We start from the raw sequence: 20,216 nt of genomic DNA, 5'->3' as shown, positions 1-20,216 counted from the left end.
CTTCCGTCATGGACGTTTCTCGCATCCGGACCCTGCGCGGCCCCAATCTCTGGAGCCGCCACACCTGCATCGAGGCCATCGTCTCCTGCGAACCGCACGAGATGGACCTGCAAGCCCTGCCGGATTTCGAACGGCGGCTGCGCGAGCTCTTCCCCTCCGTGGGACCCCTGGAGCCCAGCAACCCGCAAGAGCATCTGACCCTGGCCCATGTGCTGGAAGCCACCGCGCTGGCCCTGCAGGCCCAGGCGGGGTGCCCGGTCTCCTTCAGCCGCACCTCGGCCACGCTGGAGCCGGGCGTGTTCCAGGTGGTGGCGCAGTACAGCGAGGAGGTGGTGGGCCGGCTGGCCTTCGACATCGCCCGCGAACTGCTCGCCGCCGCCGGCGCGGGCGATGCCGGAAGCTACGACGTGGAGGCAGCGATCGCCCGCCTGCGCGCGCTCGACGAAGACGTGCGCCTGGGCCCCAGCACCGGCTGCATCGTGGACGCCGCCGTGGCGCGCAACATTCCCTACCGCCGCCTCACCACCGGCAGCCTGGTGCAGCTGGGCTGGGGCTCGCGCCAGCGCCGCATCTGGGCCGCCGAGGTGGACAGCACCAGCGCGGTCTCGGAGTCGATCGCCCAGGACAAGGACCTGACCAAGGCCCTGCTCGGCGCCGCCGGTGTGCCGGTGCCCGAAGGGCGGCCCGTCAGCGACGCCGACGACGCCTGGGCGGCCGCCATGGAGATCGGCCTGCCCGTGGTCGTCAAGCCGCAGGACGGCAACCAGGGCAAGGGCGTGACGGTCAACATCGTCTCGCGCGAGCACATGGACATCGCGTTCCGCGCGGCCGCCGAGATCGGCGACGTGATGGTCGAGAAATACCTGCCGGGCAGCGACTTTCGCCTGCTCGTGGTGGGCGACAAGGTGGTGGCCGCCTCGCGGCGCGAGCCACCGCACGTGATCGGCGATGGCGAGCACACCGTGCGCGAGCTGGTGGACCTGGTCAACGCCGACCCCCGACGCGGCGACGGCCACGCCACCTCGCTGACCAAGATCCGCTTCGACGACATCGCCCTGGCGCGCCTGGACGTGCAGGGTTTGAAACCCGAGTCGGTGCCCGAGATGGGCCGCCGCGTCGTGCTGCGCAACAACGCCAACCTGAGCACCGGCGGCACCGCGACAGACGTCACCGACGACCTGCACCCGGACGTGGCCGCCCGCGCCGTGGCCGCCGCGCAGACGGTGGGCCTGGACATCTGCGGCGTCGACGTGGTCTGCGAGAACGTGCACGTGCCGCTGGAGAAGCAGCACGGTGGCGTGGTCGAGGTCAACGCCGCGCCCGGCCTGCGCATGCACCTCTCGCCGTCGTACGGCAAGGGCCGCCCGGTCGGCGAGGCCGTGATCGCCAACATGTTCGAACCCGGCGACGATGGGCGCATCCCCGTGGTCGCCGTCACCGGCACCAACGGCAAGACCACCACCACGCGGCTGATCGCGCACCTCATGGCCACCAGCGGCATGCGCGTGGGCATGACCAACACGGACGGCGTGTACGTCGATGGCCGCCAGATCGACAGCGGCGACTGCTCGGGCCCCAAGAGCGCGCGCAACGTGCTGCTGCACCCCGACGTGGACGCCGCCGTGCTCGAAACGGCCCGCGGCGGCATGCTGCGCGAGGGCCTCGGCTTCGATCAGTGCCAGGTCGCGGTGGTGACCAACGTGGGCACCGGCGACCACCTGGGCCTGAACTACATCACCACCGTCGAAGACCTCGCGGTGCTCAAGCGCGTGATCGTGATGAACGTCGCGCCCACGGGTTACGCGGTGCTCAACGCGGCCGATCCCATCGTCGCGGCCATGGCCGCCAAGTGCACCGGCGGCGTGGTCTTCTTCGCGCAGGACCACGACCACCCCGTGCTGGCCGCGCACCGCGTGCAGGGCAAGCGCACCATCTGCGTCGAAGGTGATCGCATCATCGTGACCGAAGGCAGCTGGCGCGTGCAGATTCCGCTGCAGGGCGTGCCCATCACGCGCGGCGGCACCATCGGCTTCCAGAAGGACAACGTCATGGCGGCCATCGGCGCGGCCTGGTGCGCCGGCCTGGATTGGGACACCATCGCGCGTGGTCTGGCCAGCTTCTCCAACGACGCCGACAACGCGCCGGGCCGCTTCAACGTGATGGACTACCGCGGCGCCACCGTGATCGCCGACTACGGCCACAACCCGGACGCGATGCGCGCCCTGGTCGAGGCGGTCAACGCCATGCCCGCGCGCCGGCGCAGCGTGGTCATCAGCGGCGCGGGCGACCGCCGCGACGAAGACATCCGCGAGCAGACCACGATCCTGGGCAAGGCCTTCGACGACGTGCTGCTGTTCCAGGACGCCTGCCAGCGCGGCCGCGAGGATGGCGAGGTGCTCACGCTGCTGCGCGAGGGACTCGCCGGGGCGAGCCGCACGAAAGAGGTGTTCGAGATCCGGGGCGAATTCGTGGCCATCGACGCCGCGCTGGAGCGGCTGCAACCCGGCGACCTCTGCCTCGTGCTGGTGGACCAGGTGGAAGAGGCGCTCGCGCACCTCGCGCAGCGCATCCGCGAAGCGGGCGCCTCAGCCCGCTGAGAGGGGCAGGTCGGGCAGGCGCAGCCGCAGCAGCGCCCGCACGAAGCCGTGGTCGCTGCGGCTGCGGTCGCGGCCCTCGAACAGGTGGTCGTTGAACACCTCCACGCGCCGCACATCGCCGATCGATCGCCGGCTGGTCGCGACGAACTGCTCGCTCACCAGCAACTGGTCCAGCACCTCGGGGTAGCCCTGGTGGATGTGCGAGTACGCCACGTCGCGGCGCATCGCCGCTTCGCCTTGCACGTCCCAGGCGCTGAACAGCGCGTGGTCGAGCGCGCCCTTGTCGTAGGCCACCTGCGAGGTGGCCGCGATCAGCTGCGTCGTCACGCTGTGCGGACCGTCGTTCAGATCGCCCATGAGCACCAGCGGCAGCTGGGTGCGGTGCAGCAGCTCGACCACCTTCAGGCGCAGCGCCAGGGCTTCGCTGGCGCGCATGACCAGCGAACGCAGCGAGGCCAGCGCCTGCACCGCCGGGTCGGCCGTGTCTTCGATGCCCACCCCGTTGGCATCTTCCAGGAACTTGGGCCGCTTGCTCTTGAGGTGCGCGGTGATCACGCACACCGGCTGGCCGTGCTTGAGGCGCAGCATCGCGATCAGCGGCGGGCGTTCGAAGCGGGTGTGCAGGCCCAGGCCAGGCACCTGCACGCGGGCCGCTTCGGGAAAGTCGTTGAGCGACTGCAGCGAATCGACCTTCAGGCGCGTCACGATGCCCACCCGGGGCGTGCCTTGCGCGCCGATCTGGCCGGGACCGTTTTCGGCACCGGGCACGGCGACGAAACCGTATTGCAGCCCGCTGCGCGCCACCGCCGTGCGCAGGGCGGCCTCGTCCCAGACCTCCTGCACCGCCAGCACGTCGGCATTGAGGGCCCGGAACCGATCGCCCAGCCAACCTACCTTGCGCTCGAACTCGGTGTGGGTGTAAGGGTCCTGCCCTTCGTAGAAGTGGCGGCCTGGCTGTGCCAGGTTGAGCACGTTGCAGGTGGCCATCATGAGGGTGGCATAACGTGCCGGCGCCCCGTGGCCAGCAGAGGCCGACGGGGCGCCGAGGGGGGTGGTGCGGTCAAGGGGCATGACCGCACTGTAGTGGGAAAGCCGCCGCTTCAGCGGATGCGGCCGTAGCTGGTGCGCAGCGGGTCGGCCGGGCCACCCGCGTTGCCGCGCTGACCACCACCACCGCCGCCACCGCCCTTGCCCCTGCCACCACCGCGGTTGCCGGTGCGCATCGCGTCGATGCTGGTGCGCAGCGGATCGGGCTGGCCGCCCGGGTTGGCCGCGCGCGGACGGGGTTCCTTGATGCGCAGGCTGCCCAGGTGGGCGTTGGGGCCGGGCTGGCGCTCGGCACCGGGTTCGCGGTCCTCGCGCGGGCCGCGGTCTTCACGGAAGCCGCGGTCTTCGCGCGGCGGGCGCTGGCCCTGCTGGCCACCACCGTGGCGCTGGCCCTGGCGCTGGCCATTGCCACCGCCGCCATTGCCATTGGCGCGTTGACCGCCGCCACCGTTGCCGCGACGGCCTTCGCCGCGCGGGCCGTCGGCCTGGCTGCCATCACCGGCGGGGCGCTGGCGCTGACCGCCACCGCCGTTGCCACGGCCTTGCGGCTCGCTGGCCTTTTTCTCGCGCACGCGCTGCAGCATCTCGGTGCGCGCGGCCTTGGCGGCCGCCGCCATCACCTCGCGGCTGGGCGGCTTGCCCGCGCCACCCCAGATGGTCTGGCGGCCCATGGCGATGGGCTCGGCCTTCTCGCCTGGCTCGGGCATGAACTCGGGGAAGATCTGCACCGGTATCTGCTGCTTGGTGAAGCGCTCGATCTCCATCATGAAGCCTTCTTCGTCCAGGCTCACGAGGTTCACGGCTTCGCCGCTGTTGCCCGCGCGGCCGGTGCGGCCGATGCGGTGCACGTAGTCTTCGCTGACGTTGGGGATCTCGTAGTTCACGACGTGCGGCAGCTCGTCGATGTCGATGCCGCGCGCGGCGATGTCGGTCGCGACCAGGGCGCGGATCTCACCGCTCTTGAAGCCGGCCAGCGCCTGGGTGCGGGCACCCTGGCTCTTGTTGCCGTGCAGCGCCATCGCGTGGATGCCGTTCTTGGTGAGGTACTCGGCGACGTTGTTGGCACCGAACTTGGTGCGCGTGAACACCAGCACCTGGCTCCAGTTGTGCTGGTTGATGATGTGTACCAGCAGCGCCTTCTTCTTGCCGCGGCCCACGGGGTGGATCACCTGCGTGATGCGCTGCACCGTGGTGTTGCGGGGCGTCACCTGGATGTGCAGCGGGTCCTTGAGCAGGGCGCTGGCGAGGTCGCGGATCTCGTCGCTGAAGGTGGCCGAGAACAGCAGGCTCTGCTTTTCCTTGGGCACCAGCGCGAGAATCTTCTTCACGTCGTGGATGAAGCCCATGTCGAGCATGCGGTCGGCTTCGTCCAGCACCAGCATCTGCACGGTGGAGAGGTCGAGGAAGCCTTGCTGCTGCAGGTCGAGCAGGCGGCCGGGGGTGGCCACCAGGATGTCGACGCCGCGCTTCATGGCGTTGATCTGCGGGTTCATGCCGACGCCGCCGAAGACGACGGTGGAGGTCAGCGAAAGGTGTTTGCCGTACACGCGCACCGACTCTTCGACCTGGGCGGCGAGTTCGCGGGTGGGGGTGAGCACCAGGGCACGGATGCCCACGCCGCCGAAGCGGCTCTTGGCGCGCTCGCTGCCGGAGAGGCGTTGCAGCAGCGGGAGGGTGAAGGCGGCGGTCTTGCCGGTGCCCGTCTGGGCGCCACCGAGCAGGTCGCGGCCGGCCAGCACTGCGGGGATGGCCTCCACCTGAATGGGGGTGGGGGTTTCGTAACCGTGCTCGCGCACGGCTTGCACGATGGCCGGGGCCAGGTTCAGATCGTCAAAGGTCATGTAGATGAGGCGCCCGTCCAGGGCGCTGGGGGCATCGGCCACTCCGGATGTCGCGGCCTGGTTGGCTGCGGCGCCCGGTCAGTCTGGGGCAGATGGATTCAGGAAGTCGGTGGCCGCAAGCGGGTTGCGCACACCCCGGCGAAGTGCCGGCGCCGAGCCAACTGAAGTGCCCGACAGGGTCTATTGTCGCACGATCGGGGCTTTGCCGCCGTCAACCGCCGCTCAAAAGCGGTCCATGGGTGTCTGAGGGGATAATCATGGGTTGCGCGGCCGTCCTGGCTGCAGATTCTTCAGGCAGAACATTCCCATGGCTCAATACGTCTTTTCCATGAACCGGGTCGGCAAGATCGTGCCGCCCAAGCGACAGATCCTCAAGGACATCTCGCTCTCGTTCTTCCCGGGCGCCAAGATCGGCGTGCTGGGCACCAACGGCTCGGGCAAGTCCACGCTGCTCAAGATCATGGCCGGCATCGACAAGGAGATCGAAGGCGAAGCGATCCCGATGCCGGGCATCCGCATCGGCTACCTGCCTCAGGAACCCCAGCTCGACCCCGAGCAGAACGTGCGCGAGGCGGTCGAGGCCAGCATGAGCGGTGTGCGCGCCGCGCAGAAGCGCCTGGACGAGGTCTACGCGGCCTATGCCGAGGAAGACGCCGACTTCGACGCCCTGGCCGCCGAGCAGGCGCAGCTCGAAGCCATCATCGCGACCTCGGGCACCGACGGCGAACACCAGCTCGAAATCGCGGCCGACGCGCTGCGCCTGCCGCCCTGGGACGCCAAGATCGGCGTGCTCTCCGGCGGTGAGAAGCGCCGCGTGGCGCTGTGCTGCCTGCTGCTGTCCAAGCCCGACATGCTGTTGCTCGACGAACCGACCAACCACTTGGACGCCGAATCGGTGGACTGGCTCGAGCAGTTCCTGCAACGCTTCCCCGGCACCGTGGTGGCCATCACCCACGATCGCTACTTCCTGGACAACGCGGCCGAGTGGATTCTCGAACTCGACCGCGGCCACGGCATTCCCTACAAGGGCAACTACTCCACCTGGCTGGAGCAGAAGGAAGCCCGCCTGGAGCAGGAGCAGCGCACCGAAGACGCCCGCACCAAGGCCATGAAGAAGGAACTGGAGTGGGTGCGCCAGAACCCCAAGGGCCGCCAGGCCAAGAGCAAGGCGCGCCTGGCCCGTTTCGAAGAGCTGAGCGACGTCGAGTACCAGAAGCGCAACGAAACCAACGAGATCTTCATTCCCGTGGCCGAGCGCCTGGGCAACGAGGTGTTCGAGTTCAAGAACGTCAGCAAGTCCTTCGGTGACCGCCTGCTGATCGACAACCTGAGCTTCCAGATCCCCGCGGGCGCCATCGTCGGCATCATCGGCCCCAACGGCGCGGGCAAGTCCACGCTGTTCAAGCTGATCAGCGGCAAGGAACAGCCGGACTCCGGCGAAGTGAAGATCGGCCAGACCGTGAAGATGGCCTTCGTCGACCAGAGCCGCGAAGGCCTGGACGGCGACAAGACCGTGTGGGAAGACATCTCCGGCGGCCTGGACATGATCACCGTGGGCAAGTTCCAGATGCCCAGCCGCGCGTACTGCGGGCGCTTCAACTTCTCCGGCGGCGACCAGCAAAAGCGCGTGGGCAGCCTCTCGGGCGGTGAACGCGGTCGCCTGCACCTGGCCAAGACGCTGGCCGAGGGCGGCAACGTGCTGCTGCTGGACGAACCCTCGAACGACCTGGACGTGGAAACCCTGCGCGCGCTCGAAGACGCGCTGCTCGAGTTCGCCGGTTGCGCGCTGGTCATCAGCCACGATCGCTGGTTCCTCGACCGCATCGCCACCCACATTCTGGCCGCCGAAGGCGACAGCCAGTGGGTGTTCTTCAACGGCAACTACCAGGAGTACGAAGCCGACAAGAAGAAGCGCCTGGGTGAAGAGGGTGCCAAGCCCAAGCGCATGCGCTTCAAAGCCTTGAAGTAAGCCCACCCCCGCGCCGGCCCGATGCTCGGGCCGTCACCCCCTCAAGGGGGCAATGCCTGCGGGCCGGGGGACCCGGACCCGCGGCATTCTGGACCAGCACCACCTCTTCTTCCCGACATGTCCACTTTGACCGCCGAAGACGTTCTTGCCGCCACGCGCCACTGGATCGAGAAGGCCGTCATCGGCCTGAACCTGTGTCCGTTCGCGCGCGCGGTGTACGTGAAGAACCAGGTGCGCATCGTGGTGAGTACGGCGCGGCACCTGGACGCCTTCCTGGACGATCTCGACCGCGAGCTCGACCTGCTGGTGAACACGCCGGCCGAAGAGATCGACACCACCCTGCTGGTGCATGCCACGCTGTTCCCCGATTTCGAGGTCTTCAACGACTTCCTCAACGTGGTGGACGACGTGGTGGCCGAGCACGAGCTCGAAGGTGTGATCCAGGTGGCGCCGTTTCACCCTTTGTTTCAATTCGAGGGCACGGCGCCGGACGACGTGACCAACGCCACCAACCGCGCGCCGTTTCCCACGCTGCACCTGCTGCGCGAGGACAGCGTCGAGCGCGCGATCGAGACCGCCGGCGGTGACGCCGACGCCATCGTCGAGCGCAACTTGCAGACCCTGCGCGAGCTGGGCGCCGATGGCTGGCGCGCATTGATGGCTGAGCGGTGAACGCCAGGCCTTTCCGGCCTACTTTTGCGCTATGGTGACGGCACCCTCCTGCCGATAATGTGCAGAACCCTTTCCGTTTTCTTCCCCGCTCACGAAGGACACCGGCTGCATGGACGCCAGCAACACCCAGGCCTTTGACGCCTGCCTCCGCGAAGCCCTGGCGCAGACCCGCGAGTGGGTGCCGCGCTGGCTGGGCAAGCTGCACAGCACCCTCAAGGACCGCGAGCTCTCGGCCGGCCAGCTCAGCGAGAAGCAGGGCATGCTGCAGGCCCGCACCACGCTGGAGTCGCACCGCGACCTGATCGCCACCCGTTTTCTCGCCGCGTTCGCCGAGTCGATGGAGAACGCCCTGCCGCACACCGGCACCGGTTCGCGCCGCTCGCCCACCGTGAGTTTCGACGAGCTCGAACTCATGGGCGACGACCAGGTGCAGGAAACCGTGGAGCTCGCCCGCGTGCAGCAGGTCGTCAAGATGGCGGTGGACGAAGAGCTGGTCACGCTGACCTCGCGCATGAGTGGCGCCCAGGGTCTCACGGTCGTGAACCCCGAGGCCAACCCCCTGCGGGTCGAGGTGATCGTGGCCGCGCTGATGACGGCGCTCAAGGGCCTGCATGTGGAAGCCGCGGTGCGCACGCGCTGGCTGCAGGTCGGCGCCATGTCGCTCGGTGACGAGCTGCGCCACCTGTACGCCTATTTGAGCAAGCAACTCGATCGTGCGGGCGTGAAGCCGGCCGGTTACGTGGTGACGCAGACCGCGGCGCCTCGCCGGTCGGTCGCGGCGGCCAGCCCGCGGGACGAAGCGGTCTCGGTGCAGGAAGTGCTGGTCAACGACAACCTGCTCACGCTCGATCATCTCCACCAGTTGCTGGTCGGCAACCTCGACCTCAACGAGAAGTCCAACAGCAAGACGGCGGTGTCGGACAACGTCATGGGCCGCACGCTGGCCAGCGAGGTCGTCACCCTCATGCTCAAGCGCATCGCGGCCGACGAGCGCCTGCTCGCGCCGGTGCGCAACCTGGTGCAGGACATGAAGCCCGCGCTGCTGCAGCTGGCGCGCAGCGAGCCGCGCTTCTTCGCCGACAAGCAGAACCCCGCGCGCCGCCTGCTCGACGCCATCACCGAGCGCAGCCTGGCGTTCACCAGCGAGATGGACCCGGGCTACAACCCGTTCTCCAACCAGGTGCGCGGCATCGTGCGCACCCTGCTCAAGCCGGGCGAGGACCTCGCCGAGCGCTTCCCCAGCCTGCTCGCGGACCTGCACCGTTCGCAAGCGGAGTCCGTGGCGCCCGCGCAGGTGCAGGCGCGTGGCCTGGCGGTGCAGACGCTGGTGCGCGTGGAGCAGCGCAACCTGCTGGCCGAACGCGTGGCGGCCGAGATCCGCGCGCGCAACGACTTCGACAAAGCGCCGGGTGTGGTGCGGCGCTTCCTCACCGGCCCCTGGTCGCAGGTGGTGGCGCAGGCGCGGCTGGAGATGTCCGAGTCTTCACCCGTGTCGCCGGTCGACTCGCCCGCGCGGCGCTACAGCGACATCCTGCCCGACCTGCTGTGGTCCAGCCAGCTGGCGCTGGCCAGCCTGAACAGGCCGCGCCTGGTCAAGGTCATCCCCGGCGTGCTGCGCACGCTGCGCGAAGGCCTGGACTCCATCGACTACCCGCGCGAGCAGACCGAGGCGTTTTTCCAGGCGCTCATGGGCCTGCACGAGGCGGCCTACAAGACCCAGCGCAGCAGCCAGGAGCCGCCGCCCGAGGAAGAACAGCCCAGCATCCAGCCGGAGATGGACGACGAGCCCTGGATGCAGCGCACCGAGGCGCGCGATTCCTGCCTGATGGACGACGTGCTGCTCGACTCTCAGCTGACCTCCACCCAGCCGGCGTTTCTCGAAACCCGGCCCATGCAGCGGCAGCGCGACTGGGCCGAGGTCAAGGCCGAGATGGCGGTGCAGCGCACCTCGGACCTGCCCGTGGGCTCCTGGGTCGATGTGCTGCAGGACGGTCAGGCCATGCGCTGGCAGATCACCTGGGCCAGCCCGCACGGCACGCTGTTCCTGTTCACCGGCGCGAACGGCCGTTCGCTGTCCATGACCAAGCGTGGGCTCGAACGCCTGCTGGAACAGGACCGCCTGCGCGTGGTGGCCGACCACGGCGTGGTGGACGAGGCCCTGGACGAGGTGGCTCGCCAGGCCTGGCTCAACAGCGCCATGGCGCAGGACAAAAAAGGCCCCTGAGGAACGGCCCTCAAGCCTTGCGCAGCAGCTTCTTGCGCACCAGGTGGATGTTGTTGCGCAGCGCGTAGAGCTCGTCGGTGTACGACAGCGGCACCACCACCTTTTCCACCTTGGCCTCCATCGCGTTCAGCTGCTCCAGCAGCTCCTGCGCGCTCTCGTCGCTGTTTTCGCTGCGCTGCTCCACGTCGCGCAACTCGGCGTACCAGCGGAACACGCGCTTGCGGATGCGGAAGGTGTAGAGCGGCGGCACGATGCGCGAGAGCGGCAGCGCCAGCGCGATGATCAGGCCCATGGCCAGCCACATGCGCTCGATCAGGTTGGCCAGCCAGAACGGCAGGTAGCGTTGCAGGAAGGGCTGCGTGCCGCCCTTGATGGCGCGCTGCGCCTCGGGCGCGATGGGCACCTCGCTGTGTTCCAGACTTGGGTACTCGCGCGCCCGGCTGAACCAGCTCGCACCGCTGTGCAGGCTGATGGCGGTCTGCGCGAACAGCTGCAGGATGGCCGGGTGCGTGTTCGCCTGCGCGAGCAGGCTGGTGGTGGAAGCCACCAGGCGCACGTTGCGCGGCGGGATGTTGTTGGCCAGGTCCACCATGCCCTGCGGCATCACCACGGGGGTGAGGTAGCCGAAGCGGCGCGAGTAGGCCTCGCTTTGCGCGAAGTCCAGCAGGCGCACGCCGGGCGTCTGCAGCAGCATCTGCACCATCAGCGATTCGGGCGCCGAGGCGAACACCACGGCATCGAGCTCGCCGTTGAGAAAGGCCACCGTGGCGGGTGTCTGCTCCAGCTGGCTGAGCGTCATCTCGGAGGCGTTGAGACGGTTCACGTCCAGCAGCGTGGAGAACAGGCGCGGCACGCCGCTGCCCGGCGTGCCCACGTTCACGCGCCAGCCCTTGAGTTCGGAGAGCTTGCTCACGGTGGGCGACTTGCGCAGGCGCTTGGCGGCGTCCTCCCGGTAGAACAGCCAGAGCGGTTCCACGAACAGGCTGCCCAGGGAGGTGATGGAATCTTCGTCGTCGTAGCCGATGTCGGCCGTGCCGCCCTGCACGAAACCCAGGTCGGCCTGGCCGGTGCGCAGCAGCTCCAGGTTGGCGGACGAACCTTCGGACGGCAGCAGCTCGACCGTGATGCCGTTGCGCGCGAGCGCCTCGGCGTAGCGTTTGCCGAAGGCTTCGTAGGCGCTTTGCGCGGGCCCGGTGGCCAGCACCACGCGGTCCGGCGGGTTGGGCTTGAGCCACCAGTAGGTGAAACAGAGCAGGGCGACCGTGAGGATGGCGAACGGGCCGGCAGACAGCAGCATCTCGCGCAGGGAGAGCAGGGTGTATCGCAGGGTCTTGGGCATGGCGCGACATTAGCATGCCGACCCCCTGCGCCTGCTGTGACAGGATGTTCGGCCGGTGTCCGCTTTTCTCCTGGCGGAATCCGCCCAATCTCGCTTTGACGCCCTGGAACGCGCTTCCTACGATGGGCTCCATCGCTGCCTGTGGCGCAGCAGATTCCAACGGAGACACCATGAAGACCCTCGCCTGCGGCGCATTCGCCGCGATCCTCGCCTGCGGTGCCGCGCACGCGCAGCAGGATTTCCCGAACCGCAACGTGACCCTGGTGGTGGGCTACGCCGCCGGTGGCGCGATCGACCAGTCGGCCCGCCTGGTGGGCCAGGCGCTGGCCGCGCAGTGGGGGCAGTCGGTGATCGTGGAGAACCGCGCCGGTGCCAATGGCACCATCGCCGCGGCGGCGGTGGCCCATGCCAAGCCCGATGGCTACACCCTGCTGGTCACGGCCACCAGCCACACGCTCAACAAGTTCGTGGTCAAGGGCCTGCGCTACGACGTCGAAAAGTCGTTCGCACCCATCGCGCTCACCGTCGATGTGCCCAACGTGCTGGTGGTGAACGCCGCTTCGCCCTACCAGAACGTCGGCCAGCTGGTGGCCGCCCTGCGCGCGAAGCAGAAGTCCTTCAGCTACGCCTCGCAGGGCGTCGGGGGCATTCCGCACCTGGCCGGCGAGATCTTCAAGTTGCGCACCGGCACCGACATGCTGCACGTGCCCTACAAGGGCGCGGCACCGGGCATGACCGACCTGGTGGGTGGCGTGGTCGACATGTCGTTCCCGTCGCCTGGCTCGATCACGGCCTTCGTCACGGCGGGCAAGCTGCGCCCGCTCGCGGTCACGTCCAGCCAGCGCTTCCCTCATCTCAAGGACGTGCCCACTTTCGCCGAAGCCGGCATCGCCGACTTCACCATCGGCACCTGGCACGGCGTGCTCGCGCCGGCCGGCACGCCGCCCGCGATCGTGGCGAAGATCAACGCCGACATCAACGCGATCATCCAGACGCCCGAGTTCCGCGACGCCCTGGCCAAGCAGGGCAACGTCGCGGCCCAGCCGGTGACGCCGGCACAGTTCGCCGCCAAGCTCGCCGGCGAACTCAAGGCCTTCGAGGCCGTGGCGGCGAAGATCGACCTGAGCGCGAACTGAAGGCCGCTCAGGCCCGCACGGCGCCCGCGCGCTGCTGCAGGCGGAAGACGCGCACCGCGTCGTTCATCACCTGGGCCTGGGCCTGCAGGGAGCCCGCGGCGGCGGCGAGTTGCTCGACCATGGCCGAGTTCTGCTGGGTCACCGCGTCGAGCTGGCCCACGGCCTGGTTGATCTGGCCCAGGCCCAGGGCCTGTTCCTGCGTGGCGTGGGTGATGTCGGCGATCAGGCCGTTGACCTGTTCGACCGACTGCACCACCTCGGTCATGGTCTTGCCGGTGCTGTGCACCAGCTCGCTGCCGGCGGTCACCTGGCCCGTCGACTCGTCGATCAGCGCCTTGATTTCCCTGGAGGCGGTCATGGTGCGCTGGGCCAGGCTGCGCACCTCGCCGGCCACCACCGCGAAACCCCGGCCCTGTTCACCCGCGCGCGCCGCTTCCACCGCCGCGTTCAGGGCCAGGATGTTGGTCTGGAAGGCGATGCCGTCGATCACACCGATGATTTCGCCGATGCGCTTGGACGAGCGGCTGATGTCGTCCATGGTGTGGATCACGCGCGCCATGGCATCGTTGCCTTCGCGCGCCACGCTGGCCGAGCGCTGCGACAGCACCGAGGCCTCGCGCGAGGCGTTCGCGCTCTGCTGCACCGTGCTGCTGAGTTCTTCCACCGAGGCGGCGGTCTGCTCCAGGCTGCTGGCCTGCGACTCGGTGCGCGAGGACAGGTCCTGGTTGCCGGCGGCGATCTGGCTGGAGGCCACCTGCACGCCCTCGACCTCGTGGCGCACGTCGGCCACGACGGCCTGCAGGTTCACATTGAGCTGGTTCAGGGCCTTCGTGAGTTCGCCGAATTCGCCATTGGCGTGGCCCTGGATGCGCGCGGAGAGATCCCCCGCGGCCATCTGGTTGGCAAAGGCCACTGCCCGTTGCAGGGGCGTGAGCATCTGCTGGCGCAGCAGGAGCGCGGCCACCGAAGCCACGGCGAGCAGGGCCACGCCGGCACCGAGGTGCGCCATGGCGCCGAAGGGGGCGGCGAGTTCGCCCATGACCAGGCCTGCCGCCGCCATGCCCACCGAGCACAGCGCGATGCGTTTGCCCAGCGTGAGCCGGGTGATGTCCTGCAGCCGGCCGAGCCAGCCGCCCTGCACCACATGTCCTTGCCGCAGCGAGAGGGTGGGGCGCCCGTCCTGGCCTTCGGCCCGCATGCGGGCATAGAGGGCTTCGGCCTGCTGCACCTTGTCGCGGCTGGGCGCGGTGCGCACCGACATGTAGCCCACGGTCCGGCCGTTTTCCAGCACCGGGGTGGCGTTGGCTTCCACCCAGTAGTGGTCGCCGTTCTTGCGCCGGTTTTTCACCAGCGCCGACCACGGCGAACCGCTGGCCAGGGTGGCCCACATGTCCCGGAAGGCCTCGGTGGGCATGTCGGGGTGGCGCACGATGTTGTGCGGCTGCCCCAGGAGTTCTTCGCGATCGAAACCGCTCACGGCCACGAAGGCCGGGTTGCAGTAGGTGATGCGGCTTTGCAGGTCGGTGGTGGACACCAGCGTGACCCCTTCGGGGATCACGTATTCGTTGGGGGTGACGGGCAGGTTGTTGCGCATGGGATGGTCATCGGCCATTGCGGCCGAAACCGAAGGGGAAAAACGCAGCAGCCGGCCCAGACTGGCCGCGGTTTGACGCAGATCAAACCGCGGACCACCCACCCCCGCCGGCTCAGGGCGCCGGTTCGAGGCTCATCACGGTGTAGGCGCCGTTGACCTTGTCCGCCGTGAAGCGCACCTTGTCGCCGGCCTTCACCTTGCCCAGCAGGGCCGGGTCGCGCGCCTGGAAGACCATGGTCATGGGCGGCATGTCCAGGTTCCTGATCTCGCCGTGCTTGAGCGTGATCTTGCCGGCGGCGGTGTCGACCTTGCGCACCTCGGCCTCGCTGGCCGGCAGCGCGCCGGCCGCCGCATCGCCCGAGGTCGGTTTGAAGCCGCCGGTGGCCGCGCCCGCGTGGCGCTGGAACACGCGCGAGCTGCCGTCGCGCTGCACCAGCAGCACGTCGTAGGCGTCGCGCCGATCGCCGTACACCGGGCCGTCCATGCCCGGGCTGCCCACCGGCATGCCGGGCACGGCCAGGCCGATCGCGTCGGGTTTCTCGGCAAGCAGGCGGCGGATCTCGCTGGCCGCCACATGGCCTTCGACCACGTAGCCACCGACCAGGGCGGTGTGGCACGAGCCGTACTTGGCGGGCAGGCCCAGGCGCTGGCGCACGGCGGTGTTGCCGGTGTCGAAGACCTGGACCTGGAAGCCGTCGGCGCGCATGAGCTCGACCCAGTCTTTGCAGCAGCCGCAGTTGGGGTCTTTCCAGACCTGCAGCGCAGGGGTGGCGGGCGTCTGGGCGAAGGCGCCGCTGGCCGCCAGGGACAGGCCGATCGCGGCGCTGAGCAGGTGTCGTCGTTGCATGGGGTGCTCCTGAAGGGTGGGCATCAGGCCTTGGGCTTGACGCGGATGGTGCCACGCATGCCGGCTTCGAAATGGCCGGCGATCAAGCAGGCGAACTCGAAATCGCCGGGGCGGTTGAAGGTCCAGACGATGTCGCCGGTCTTGCCGGCGGGCACGTGCGCCATGTAAGGCTCGTCGTGTGCCATGCCGGGGTGTTTCTTCATCATCTCGGCATGGGCCCGCAGGTCCGCGCCCGTGCCGAGCACGATCTCGTGCATCACCTTGCCCTTGTTGATGGCGCGCAGGCGCAGCGTCTCGCCCTCGCGCACCTCCAAGTGGTTGGGGCTGAGCTTCATGTCGTCGGTCATGCGGATGTCGATCGTGCGCGTGGCGGCGCCGGGTTCGCCCGCGATGCCCCAGGGCTTCTGCTCCTTGACCACCGTGCTGGCGGCTTTGCCGTGCTGGTCGCCGTGCGCGTGCGCGGCGGGCAGGGACAGGGCCCAGGGCAGGGCGAGCAGGCCGAGCTGGAACTGGCGGCGGGTGGTGGTGTTCGTCGTGTTCATGGTGTGTCCTTTCAAAAATGGAATCAGTGTTGGTGGTGGCCCGCGTCGGCGGCGGGTTTGCGCACGGTGGCGCTGGCGGGTGAGGATGCAGAAGGGGTCGGGCGCGCGGCCGCGGGTGCCGCGCCGGTCTCGACCAGGCGGGCCTGGGTGCCCGGCGGCATGGCGTAGGGTCCCGGATCGCTGTAGTCGCCGGCCTTCTGATCGGCGCGCACCTTGAAGGTGGTGAACATGCCGCCCATCTCGATCGGGCCGTAGGGGCCGGTGCCGGTCATCATGGGGAAGGTATTGGCGGGCAGCTCCATCTGCATCTCGCCCATGTCGGCCATGCCGCGCTCGCCCATCACCATGTAGTCGGGCGAGGCGCGCTGCAAGGGTTTGACCAGGCCTCGGTGGTCGGCGCCGATCATGGTCGGCACGCTGTGGCCCATGGCCCCCATGGTGTGGTGGCTCTTGTGGCAGTGCATGGCCCAGTCGCCCGGCTCGTCGGCCACGAACTCGATCTGCCGCATCTGGCCCACGGCCACGTCGGTCGTCACCTCGGGCCAGCGCGATCCCTTGGGCGTGGGGCCGCCGTCCGTGCCGCTCACCTCGAACTCGATGCCGTGGATGTGGATCGGGTGGTTGGTCATGGTGAGGTTGCCCACGCGCACGCGCACCCGCTCGCCCAGGCGCGCCACCAGCGGCGTGATGGCGGGGAACACGCGGCTGTTCCAGGCCCAGATGTTCTGCTCCAGCATGGTGTTGACCTGCGGCGTCATGCTGCCGGGCTCGACATCGAAGGCGTTGAGCAGGAAGCAGTAGTCGCGCTGCACGTCTTCAATCAAGGGATGCTTTTGCCTGGGGTGCGTGACCCAGAAGCCCATCATGCCCATGGCCATCTGCACCATCTCGTCGGCGTGCGGGTGGTACATGAAGGTGCCGGGTCGGCGCGCGGTGAACTCGTAGACGAAGGTCTTGCCTGCCGGGATGGCGGGCTGGTTCAGGCCGCCCACCCCGTCCATGCCATTGGGCAGGCGCTGGCCGTGCCAGTGGATGGTGGTGTGTTCCGGCAGTCGGTTGGTGACGTAGAGGCGCACGCGGTCGCCTTCCACCACCTCGATGGTCGGCCCCGGGCTCTGGCCGTTGTAGCCCCACATGTTGACCATGAAGCCGGGTGCCACCTCGCGCACCACGGGTTCGGCCACCAGGTGGAACTCCTTCACGCCCTTGTTCAGGCGCCAGGGCAGGGTCCAGCCGTTGAGCGTGACCACCGGGTTGTAGGGCCGGCCCGCACCGGTCACGCCCGGCGGCGTCCACGGCGCGGCGGTGTCGGCCGAGGTCTGCTGCACGGCTTCGGGCAGGGCGGCGAGCGCCACGCGGCTCACACTGGTGGCGGCGACCGCCGTGGCGGCCGCGCCGGCAAAAAAATGTCGTCGGTTGAGGGAGGGGGTCATGTCAGTGTCCTGCGGCGGCGGCCGTGCCATTGCCGGATGAAGAGGAGGGGGTGTCGGGGCCGGCGTAGTCGGCGCCGGCGAGCAGGGCCTGCCAGTCGGCCTGCGCGAGCCAGTAGCCACGGCGCGCCTGCAGCGCGGCATCGAGCGCGCCCATGCGCTCGCGTGCGCTGGCCAGCAGCTCCCAGGTGCTTTGCAGCATGCCGTTGTAGCGCAGCTGGGTGTCCTGCTCCAGGGCGGTCTGCAGTTGCGCCACCACGGTCTGCGCGTGCTGGGCGCTCGCATGGCGCACCTGCAGCGCGGTCCAGGCCTGGCGCGCCATGGAGCGCCGCTCGGCCGCCTGGCGCAGCAAGGCCGCTTCGGCGCTCACGGCGCGCTCCAGCGTGTGGTCGCGCAGCAGGCTCAGGTTGTCGATGCGGGGTGGCGCCGAGTCCGCGCCGGTGACGGTGTCGAGCGCGGCATCCACCGCCTCGTTCCAGGCCTGTCGGCGCGCGGGTGACGGTGGGGCGATGTCGCGCCCGGCCAGCAGCCGGCTCTGTGCCAGCGTCGGGTGACCGCGCAGCACGGCGGCTTCCAGCGCGGCCTCGCTCACGCCCTCGCCGGGCGAGGCTTTCGCGGGCAACTCCGGCAGGCTGGTGGGCAGCTGCTCGCCGAGTTGCGCCACGGCCTGCGCGTCCCACAGGCCCAGCAGGCGGGCCAGCCGCTCCTGCGCGGCCAGGGTGGTGCCGCGCGCGTTCACGCTGGCCTGCCAGGCGCTGGCCTCGATCAGTTGCTCGCGCATCTGCCGGGCCTGGCTCCAGTTGCCCGCCACCACCATGCGCCGGCCCAGCTCGCTGCCGGTGCGCGTGGCGTCCAGCACCTCGGCGAGCAGGCGCTCGCTCTGGCGCGCGGTCACGGCGTCGATCCAGGCGCGCTGCACGTCCCGCACGTGCGCCGCATAGGCCACGGCCACCTGGCGTTGAGCCAGGGGGTTCATGTCGGCGTGGGTGAAGAGCTCCGGCCGGTGCCGCAGCGAGAGCCGCAGCGCCTGCGTGAGGTCCAGGGTCGGCCCGCGCCGGGGCTCGGCGCGGGCTTCACCGGGCTGGGCCGATTCCCAGCGCAGCAGGTCGGCGTGGCCGCGCGGAAACTCGGCCACGCGCTGGTTGGCGCGTTGCCAGATCGCGCGCGCCGCGGCGATGTCGGTCGGTAGCGCGGGCAGCTCGGCGTTGCCGGTGGGCGGGAGCACCAGGGGCGGTGCGGTGACGGGGCGGGCCGGGTCGGCCGCGCCGAGGGCGTCGGAAGACTGCGCATGGGCCGACGCGAGGGCCAGGGCACAGCCGATGAAGAGGCCGGCCCGCGCGCGGGTGGGCCCAGGTGGCGACGTTCGCCAGAAAAGGGTCATGGAAATCTCCTGAAAACACAAACCAGCGCCCATCGCGCGCCCTCATCGGGCGGCGGCGGACGCACCTCGGGTGTGTGCGCTCAGGAAATGGGTGGCTTGATGCCTTGGTGCGGCTCGGAGCTGACGAAGCGCTCGGCCGGTGGCGCGAGCAGGCCGTGCCGTGGGGACAGGGTGGGCACGGCGGGCACCGAGAGCGCCATCGCCGGGCCGTTGCAGACCTCGCAGCTCTTGTGCGTGTGTTCGCCGCCGCCGTCGGCCTGCATGTCGGCACCGTGCTCGGTCATGCCGGCGGCGCCCTGGTCATGGCCCTGGGCGTGCCCGGCAGGCATGGCGTGGTCGGTGCCGGCCGCGGCGGGGTGGTGCATGGTGGCCTGCGCCGGCGCGACCAGCATCGACAGCGCCATGGCGTCGCCCATCCAGCCGCGAATCGGCAGCAGGGCGATCATGAGGGCGAGCAACAGGTGGCGCATGGACTGGAATGATACGGCGCGGGCCGATTTGGTTCCCGAGGTCAGGGCAACTGCGGCGCGACGCCGAAGCGCGGGGGTGGCGAGGGGAGGATCTCTTCCACCGGCGCGGGGGCCTTGGCCGCGCGCACCGCCACCTGCGGCGGCAGGGTCATGCCGCGCGCCTGCATCACCGCGCGCAGGCGGTCGGGGTAGTCGGTGATGATGCCGTCCACCCCCCAGTCGATCAGGCGCGCCATGTCCTGGGTGTCGTTCACCGTCCACGGGATCACGCGCAGCTCCAGCGAGCGGGCGCGCTGCAGCAGGTGCTGGTCGACGTCGTTGAAGTTGGGCGACCAGAGCTTGCCGCCCGCGGCGGCCACCATGCCGGGCGCGTCCTCGAAGTCGGCCAGCCGCAGGCCGGCCGTCCACTCGCTGCTCTTGAGCGTGTTGCGCGACGACAGGTAGGACAGCGGCATGCCGGGCGCGAGCTGGCTGGCCACCTTCTGGATGCGCCAGTCGAAGCTCTGCAGGCTCACGCGCTGGCTCATGCCATGGGCCTTGATGACCGCCAGCACCGCGCGCACGAAGGTGTCGGGGTGGGGGGATTCTTCCGGGCGGCTGGGGTTGATCTTGAGTTCGATGTTGAAGCGCACCTGGTGGGCGCCCAGCTGGCGCACGCGCTCGAACAGCGCGGCCAGGGTCGGGATGCGCTGGCCGTCCTGCGCCTGCTGCTCGGCGAAATCGCGCGCGTAGCGGCTGGCCGGGTTGATGCGGCCCACGTCCCAGGCGCCGATCTCGGCCAGCGTGAGGCGGTGGAAGGGCTGGCCGCGCGCCTGCAGCCAGCGGCCGTCGGCGTCGCGCGTGAGGTCGGGGTTGGGGGCGATGTCGTGCGAGATCACCGGCACGCCCTCGGCGCTGAGCACCACATCGAGTTCGAGCGTGCTCACGCCCACGGCGAGCGCGCGCTCGAAGGCCGCCAGGGTGTTTTCGGGAGCGAGGCCGCGCGCGCCGCGATGGCCCTGCACGTCGAATGCGAGCGCTGCGCTCGCGCACCACAGCGACAGGCCCAGGGCGGTGGTGCAGCTCCAGCGGATCCAGGTCAGGCGTTGCACGCCCTGCGGGGTGGGTTCGTTCATGGGGGCAGTCTG

Annotated in this window: 15 protein-coding genes; 5 read left to right on the top strand and 10 right to left on the bottom strand. The window is 69.6% G+C overall.

The features are described 5' to 3' along the window. Positions 1 to 8: 8 nt before the first annotated feature. Positions 9 to 2,597, top strand: coding sequence for a cyanophycin synthetase (cphA, locus tag AC1Q9M_RS12270; protein ID WP_382156188.1), 2,589 nt, complete (start codon positions 9 to 11; stop codon positions 2,595 to 2,597). Here cphA and AC1Q9M_RS12265 read toward each other — a convergent pair. Together AC1Q9M_RS12265 and AC1Q9M_RS12260 are read right to left on the bottom strand one after the other, a co-directional pair. Then, a complete protein-coding gene (locus tag AC1Q9M_RS12265; RefSeq protein WP_492434002.1) occupies positions 2,586 to 3,668 on the bottom strand; it encodes an endonuclease/exonuclease/phosphatase family protein in 1,083 nt (360 codons plus the stop codon). The genes cphA and AC1Q9M_RS12265 overlap by 12 nt on opposite strands. A 29-nt stretch (positions 3,669 to 3,697) precedes the next feature. Then, on the bottom strand, positions 3,698 to 5,485 hold the full coding sequence (locus AC1Q9M_RS12260; RefSeq protein WP_492434023.1) for a DEAD/DEAH box helicase: 1,788 nt from the start codon (positions 5,483 to 5,485) through the stop codon (positions 3,698 to 3,700). A 307-nt stretch (positions 5,486 to 5,792) separates the two neighbouring features. Here AC1Q9M_RS12260 and ettA point away from each other — a divergent pair, with 307 nt between their 5' ends. The 3 genes from ettA to AC1Q9M_RS12245 all read left to right on the top strand — a co-directional run bounded on the left by ettA (position 5,793) and on the right by AC1Q9M_RS12245 (position 10,350). Further along, on the top strand, positions 5,793 to 7,454 hold the full coding sequence (gene ettA, locus AC1Q9M_RS12255) for an energy-dependent translational throttle protein EttA (protein WP_291121668.1): 1,662 nt from the start codon (positions 5,793 to 5,795) through the stop codon (positions 7,452 to 7,454). 117 nt (positions 7,455 to 7,571) lie between these two features. Next, a complete protein-coding gene (locus tag AC1Q9M_RS12250) occupies positions 7,572 to 8,126 on the top strand; it encodes a DUF1415 domain-containing protein (RefSeq protein ID WP_382321028.1) in 555 nt (184 codons plus the stop codon). 109 nt (positions 8,127 to 8,235) lie between these two features. Then, positions 8,236 to 10,350, top strand: a complete 2,115-nt coding sequence (locus AC1Q9M_RS12245; RefSeq protein ID WP_492433999.1) for a DUF1631 family protein — start codon at positions 8,236 to 8,238, stop codon at positions 10,348 to 10,350. A 10-nt stretch (positions 10,351 to 10,360) separates the two neighbouring features. Here the strand turns inward: AC1Q9M_RS12245 and AC1Q9M_RS12240 are convergent, their stop codons facing one another. After that, complete coding sequence (locus AC1Q9M_RS12240) at positions 10,361 to 11,689, bottom strand: TAXI family TRAP transporter solute-binding subunit (RefSeq protein WP_382156196.1); 1,329 nt, start codon at positions 11,687 to 11,689, stop codon at positions 10,361 to 10,363. 170 nt (positions 11,690 to 11,859) lie between these two features. On the opposite strand from AC1Q9M_RS12240, the gene AC1Q9M_RS12235 reads away from it, so the two are divergent. After that, the gene (locus AC1Q9M_RS12235) at positions 11,860 to 12,825 is read left to right on the top strand and encodes a Bug family tripartite tricarboxylate transporter substrate binding protein (protein WP_382321026.1); all 966 of its coding nucleotides are present in this window, start codon (positions 11,860 to 11,862) and stop codon (positions 12,823 to 12,825) included. A 7-nt stretch (positions 12,826 to 12,832) separates the two neighbouring features. On the opposite strand, the gene AC1Q9M_RS12230 is transcribed toward AC1Q9M_RS12235, so the two are convergent. The 7 genes from AC1Q9M_RS12230 to AC1Q9M_RS12200 form a co-directional block, all read right to left on the bottom strand. Further along, complete coding sequence (locus tag AC1Q9M_RS12230; protein WP_492433997.1) at positions 12,833 to 14,419, bottom strand: methyl-accepting chemotaxis protein; 1,587 nt, start codon at positions 14,417 to 14,419, stop codon at positions 12,833 to 12,835. Between the two features lie 112 nt (positions 14,420 to 14,531). Further along, entirely contained in the window at positions 14,532 to 15,266 is a 735-nt protein-coding gene (locus AC1Q9M_RS12225) for a copper-binding protein (protein ID WP_444687115.1), read from the bottom strand. A gap of 23 nt (positions 15,267 to 15,289) precedes the next feature. After that, positions 15,290 to 15,808 carry a cupredoxin domain-containing protein gene (locus AC1Q9M_RS12220; protein WP_382321021.1) on the bottom strand — a complete coding sequence of 173 codons (519 nt, stop codon included), beginning with the start codon at positions 15,806 to 15,808 and terminating at the stop codon, positions 15,290 to 15,292. Between the two features lie 23 nt (positions 15,809 to 15,831). After that, positions 15,832 to 17,241 carry a multicopper oxidase family protein gene (locus AC1Q9M_RS12215; protein WP_382321019.1) on the bottom strand — a complete coding sequence of 470 codons (1,410 nt, stop codon included), beginning with the start codon at positions 17,239 to 17,241 and terminating at the stop codon, positions 15,832 to 15,834. Between the two features lies 1 nt (position 17,242). Further along, positions 17,243 to 18,619 carry a TolC family protein gene (locus AC1Q9M_RS12210; protein WP_382321017.1) on the bottom strand — a complete coding sequence of 459 codons (1,377 nt, stop codon included), beginning with the start codon at positions 18,617 to 18,619 and terminating at the stop codon, positions 17,243 to 17,245. Positions 18,620 to 18,699: 80 nt separating this feature from the next. Continuing rightward, positions 18,700 to 19,089, bottom strand: coding sequence for a hypothetical protein (locus AC1Q9M_RS12205; RefSeq protein WP_382321016.1), 390 nt, complete (start codon positions 19,087 to 19,089; stop codon positions 18,700 to 18,702). Positions 19,090 to 19,130: 41 nt separating this feature from the next. Beyond that, positions 19,131 to 20,204, bottom strand: a complete 1,074-nt coding sequence (locus tag AC1Q9M_RS12200) for a glycerophosphodiester phosphodiesterase (protein ID WP_492433993.1) — start codon at positions 20,202 to 20,204, stop codon at positions 19,131 to 19,133. Positions 20,205 to 20,216: the final 12 nt, after the last annotated feature.

This window comes from Hydrogenophaga sp. GW823-FHT04C09, from assembly GCF_058796355.1.
The sequence above is the reverse complement of the archived record's forward strand: the minus strand, read 5'-3'. Positions and strand labels throughout refer to the sequence as shown.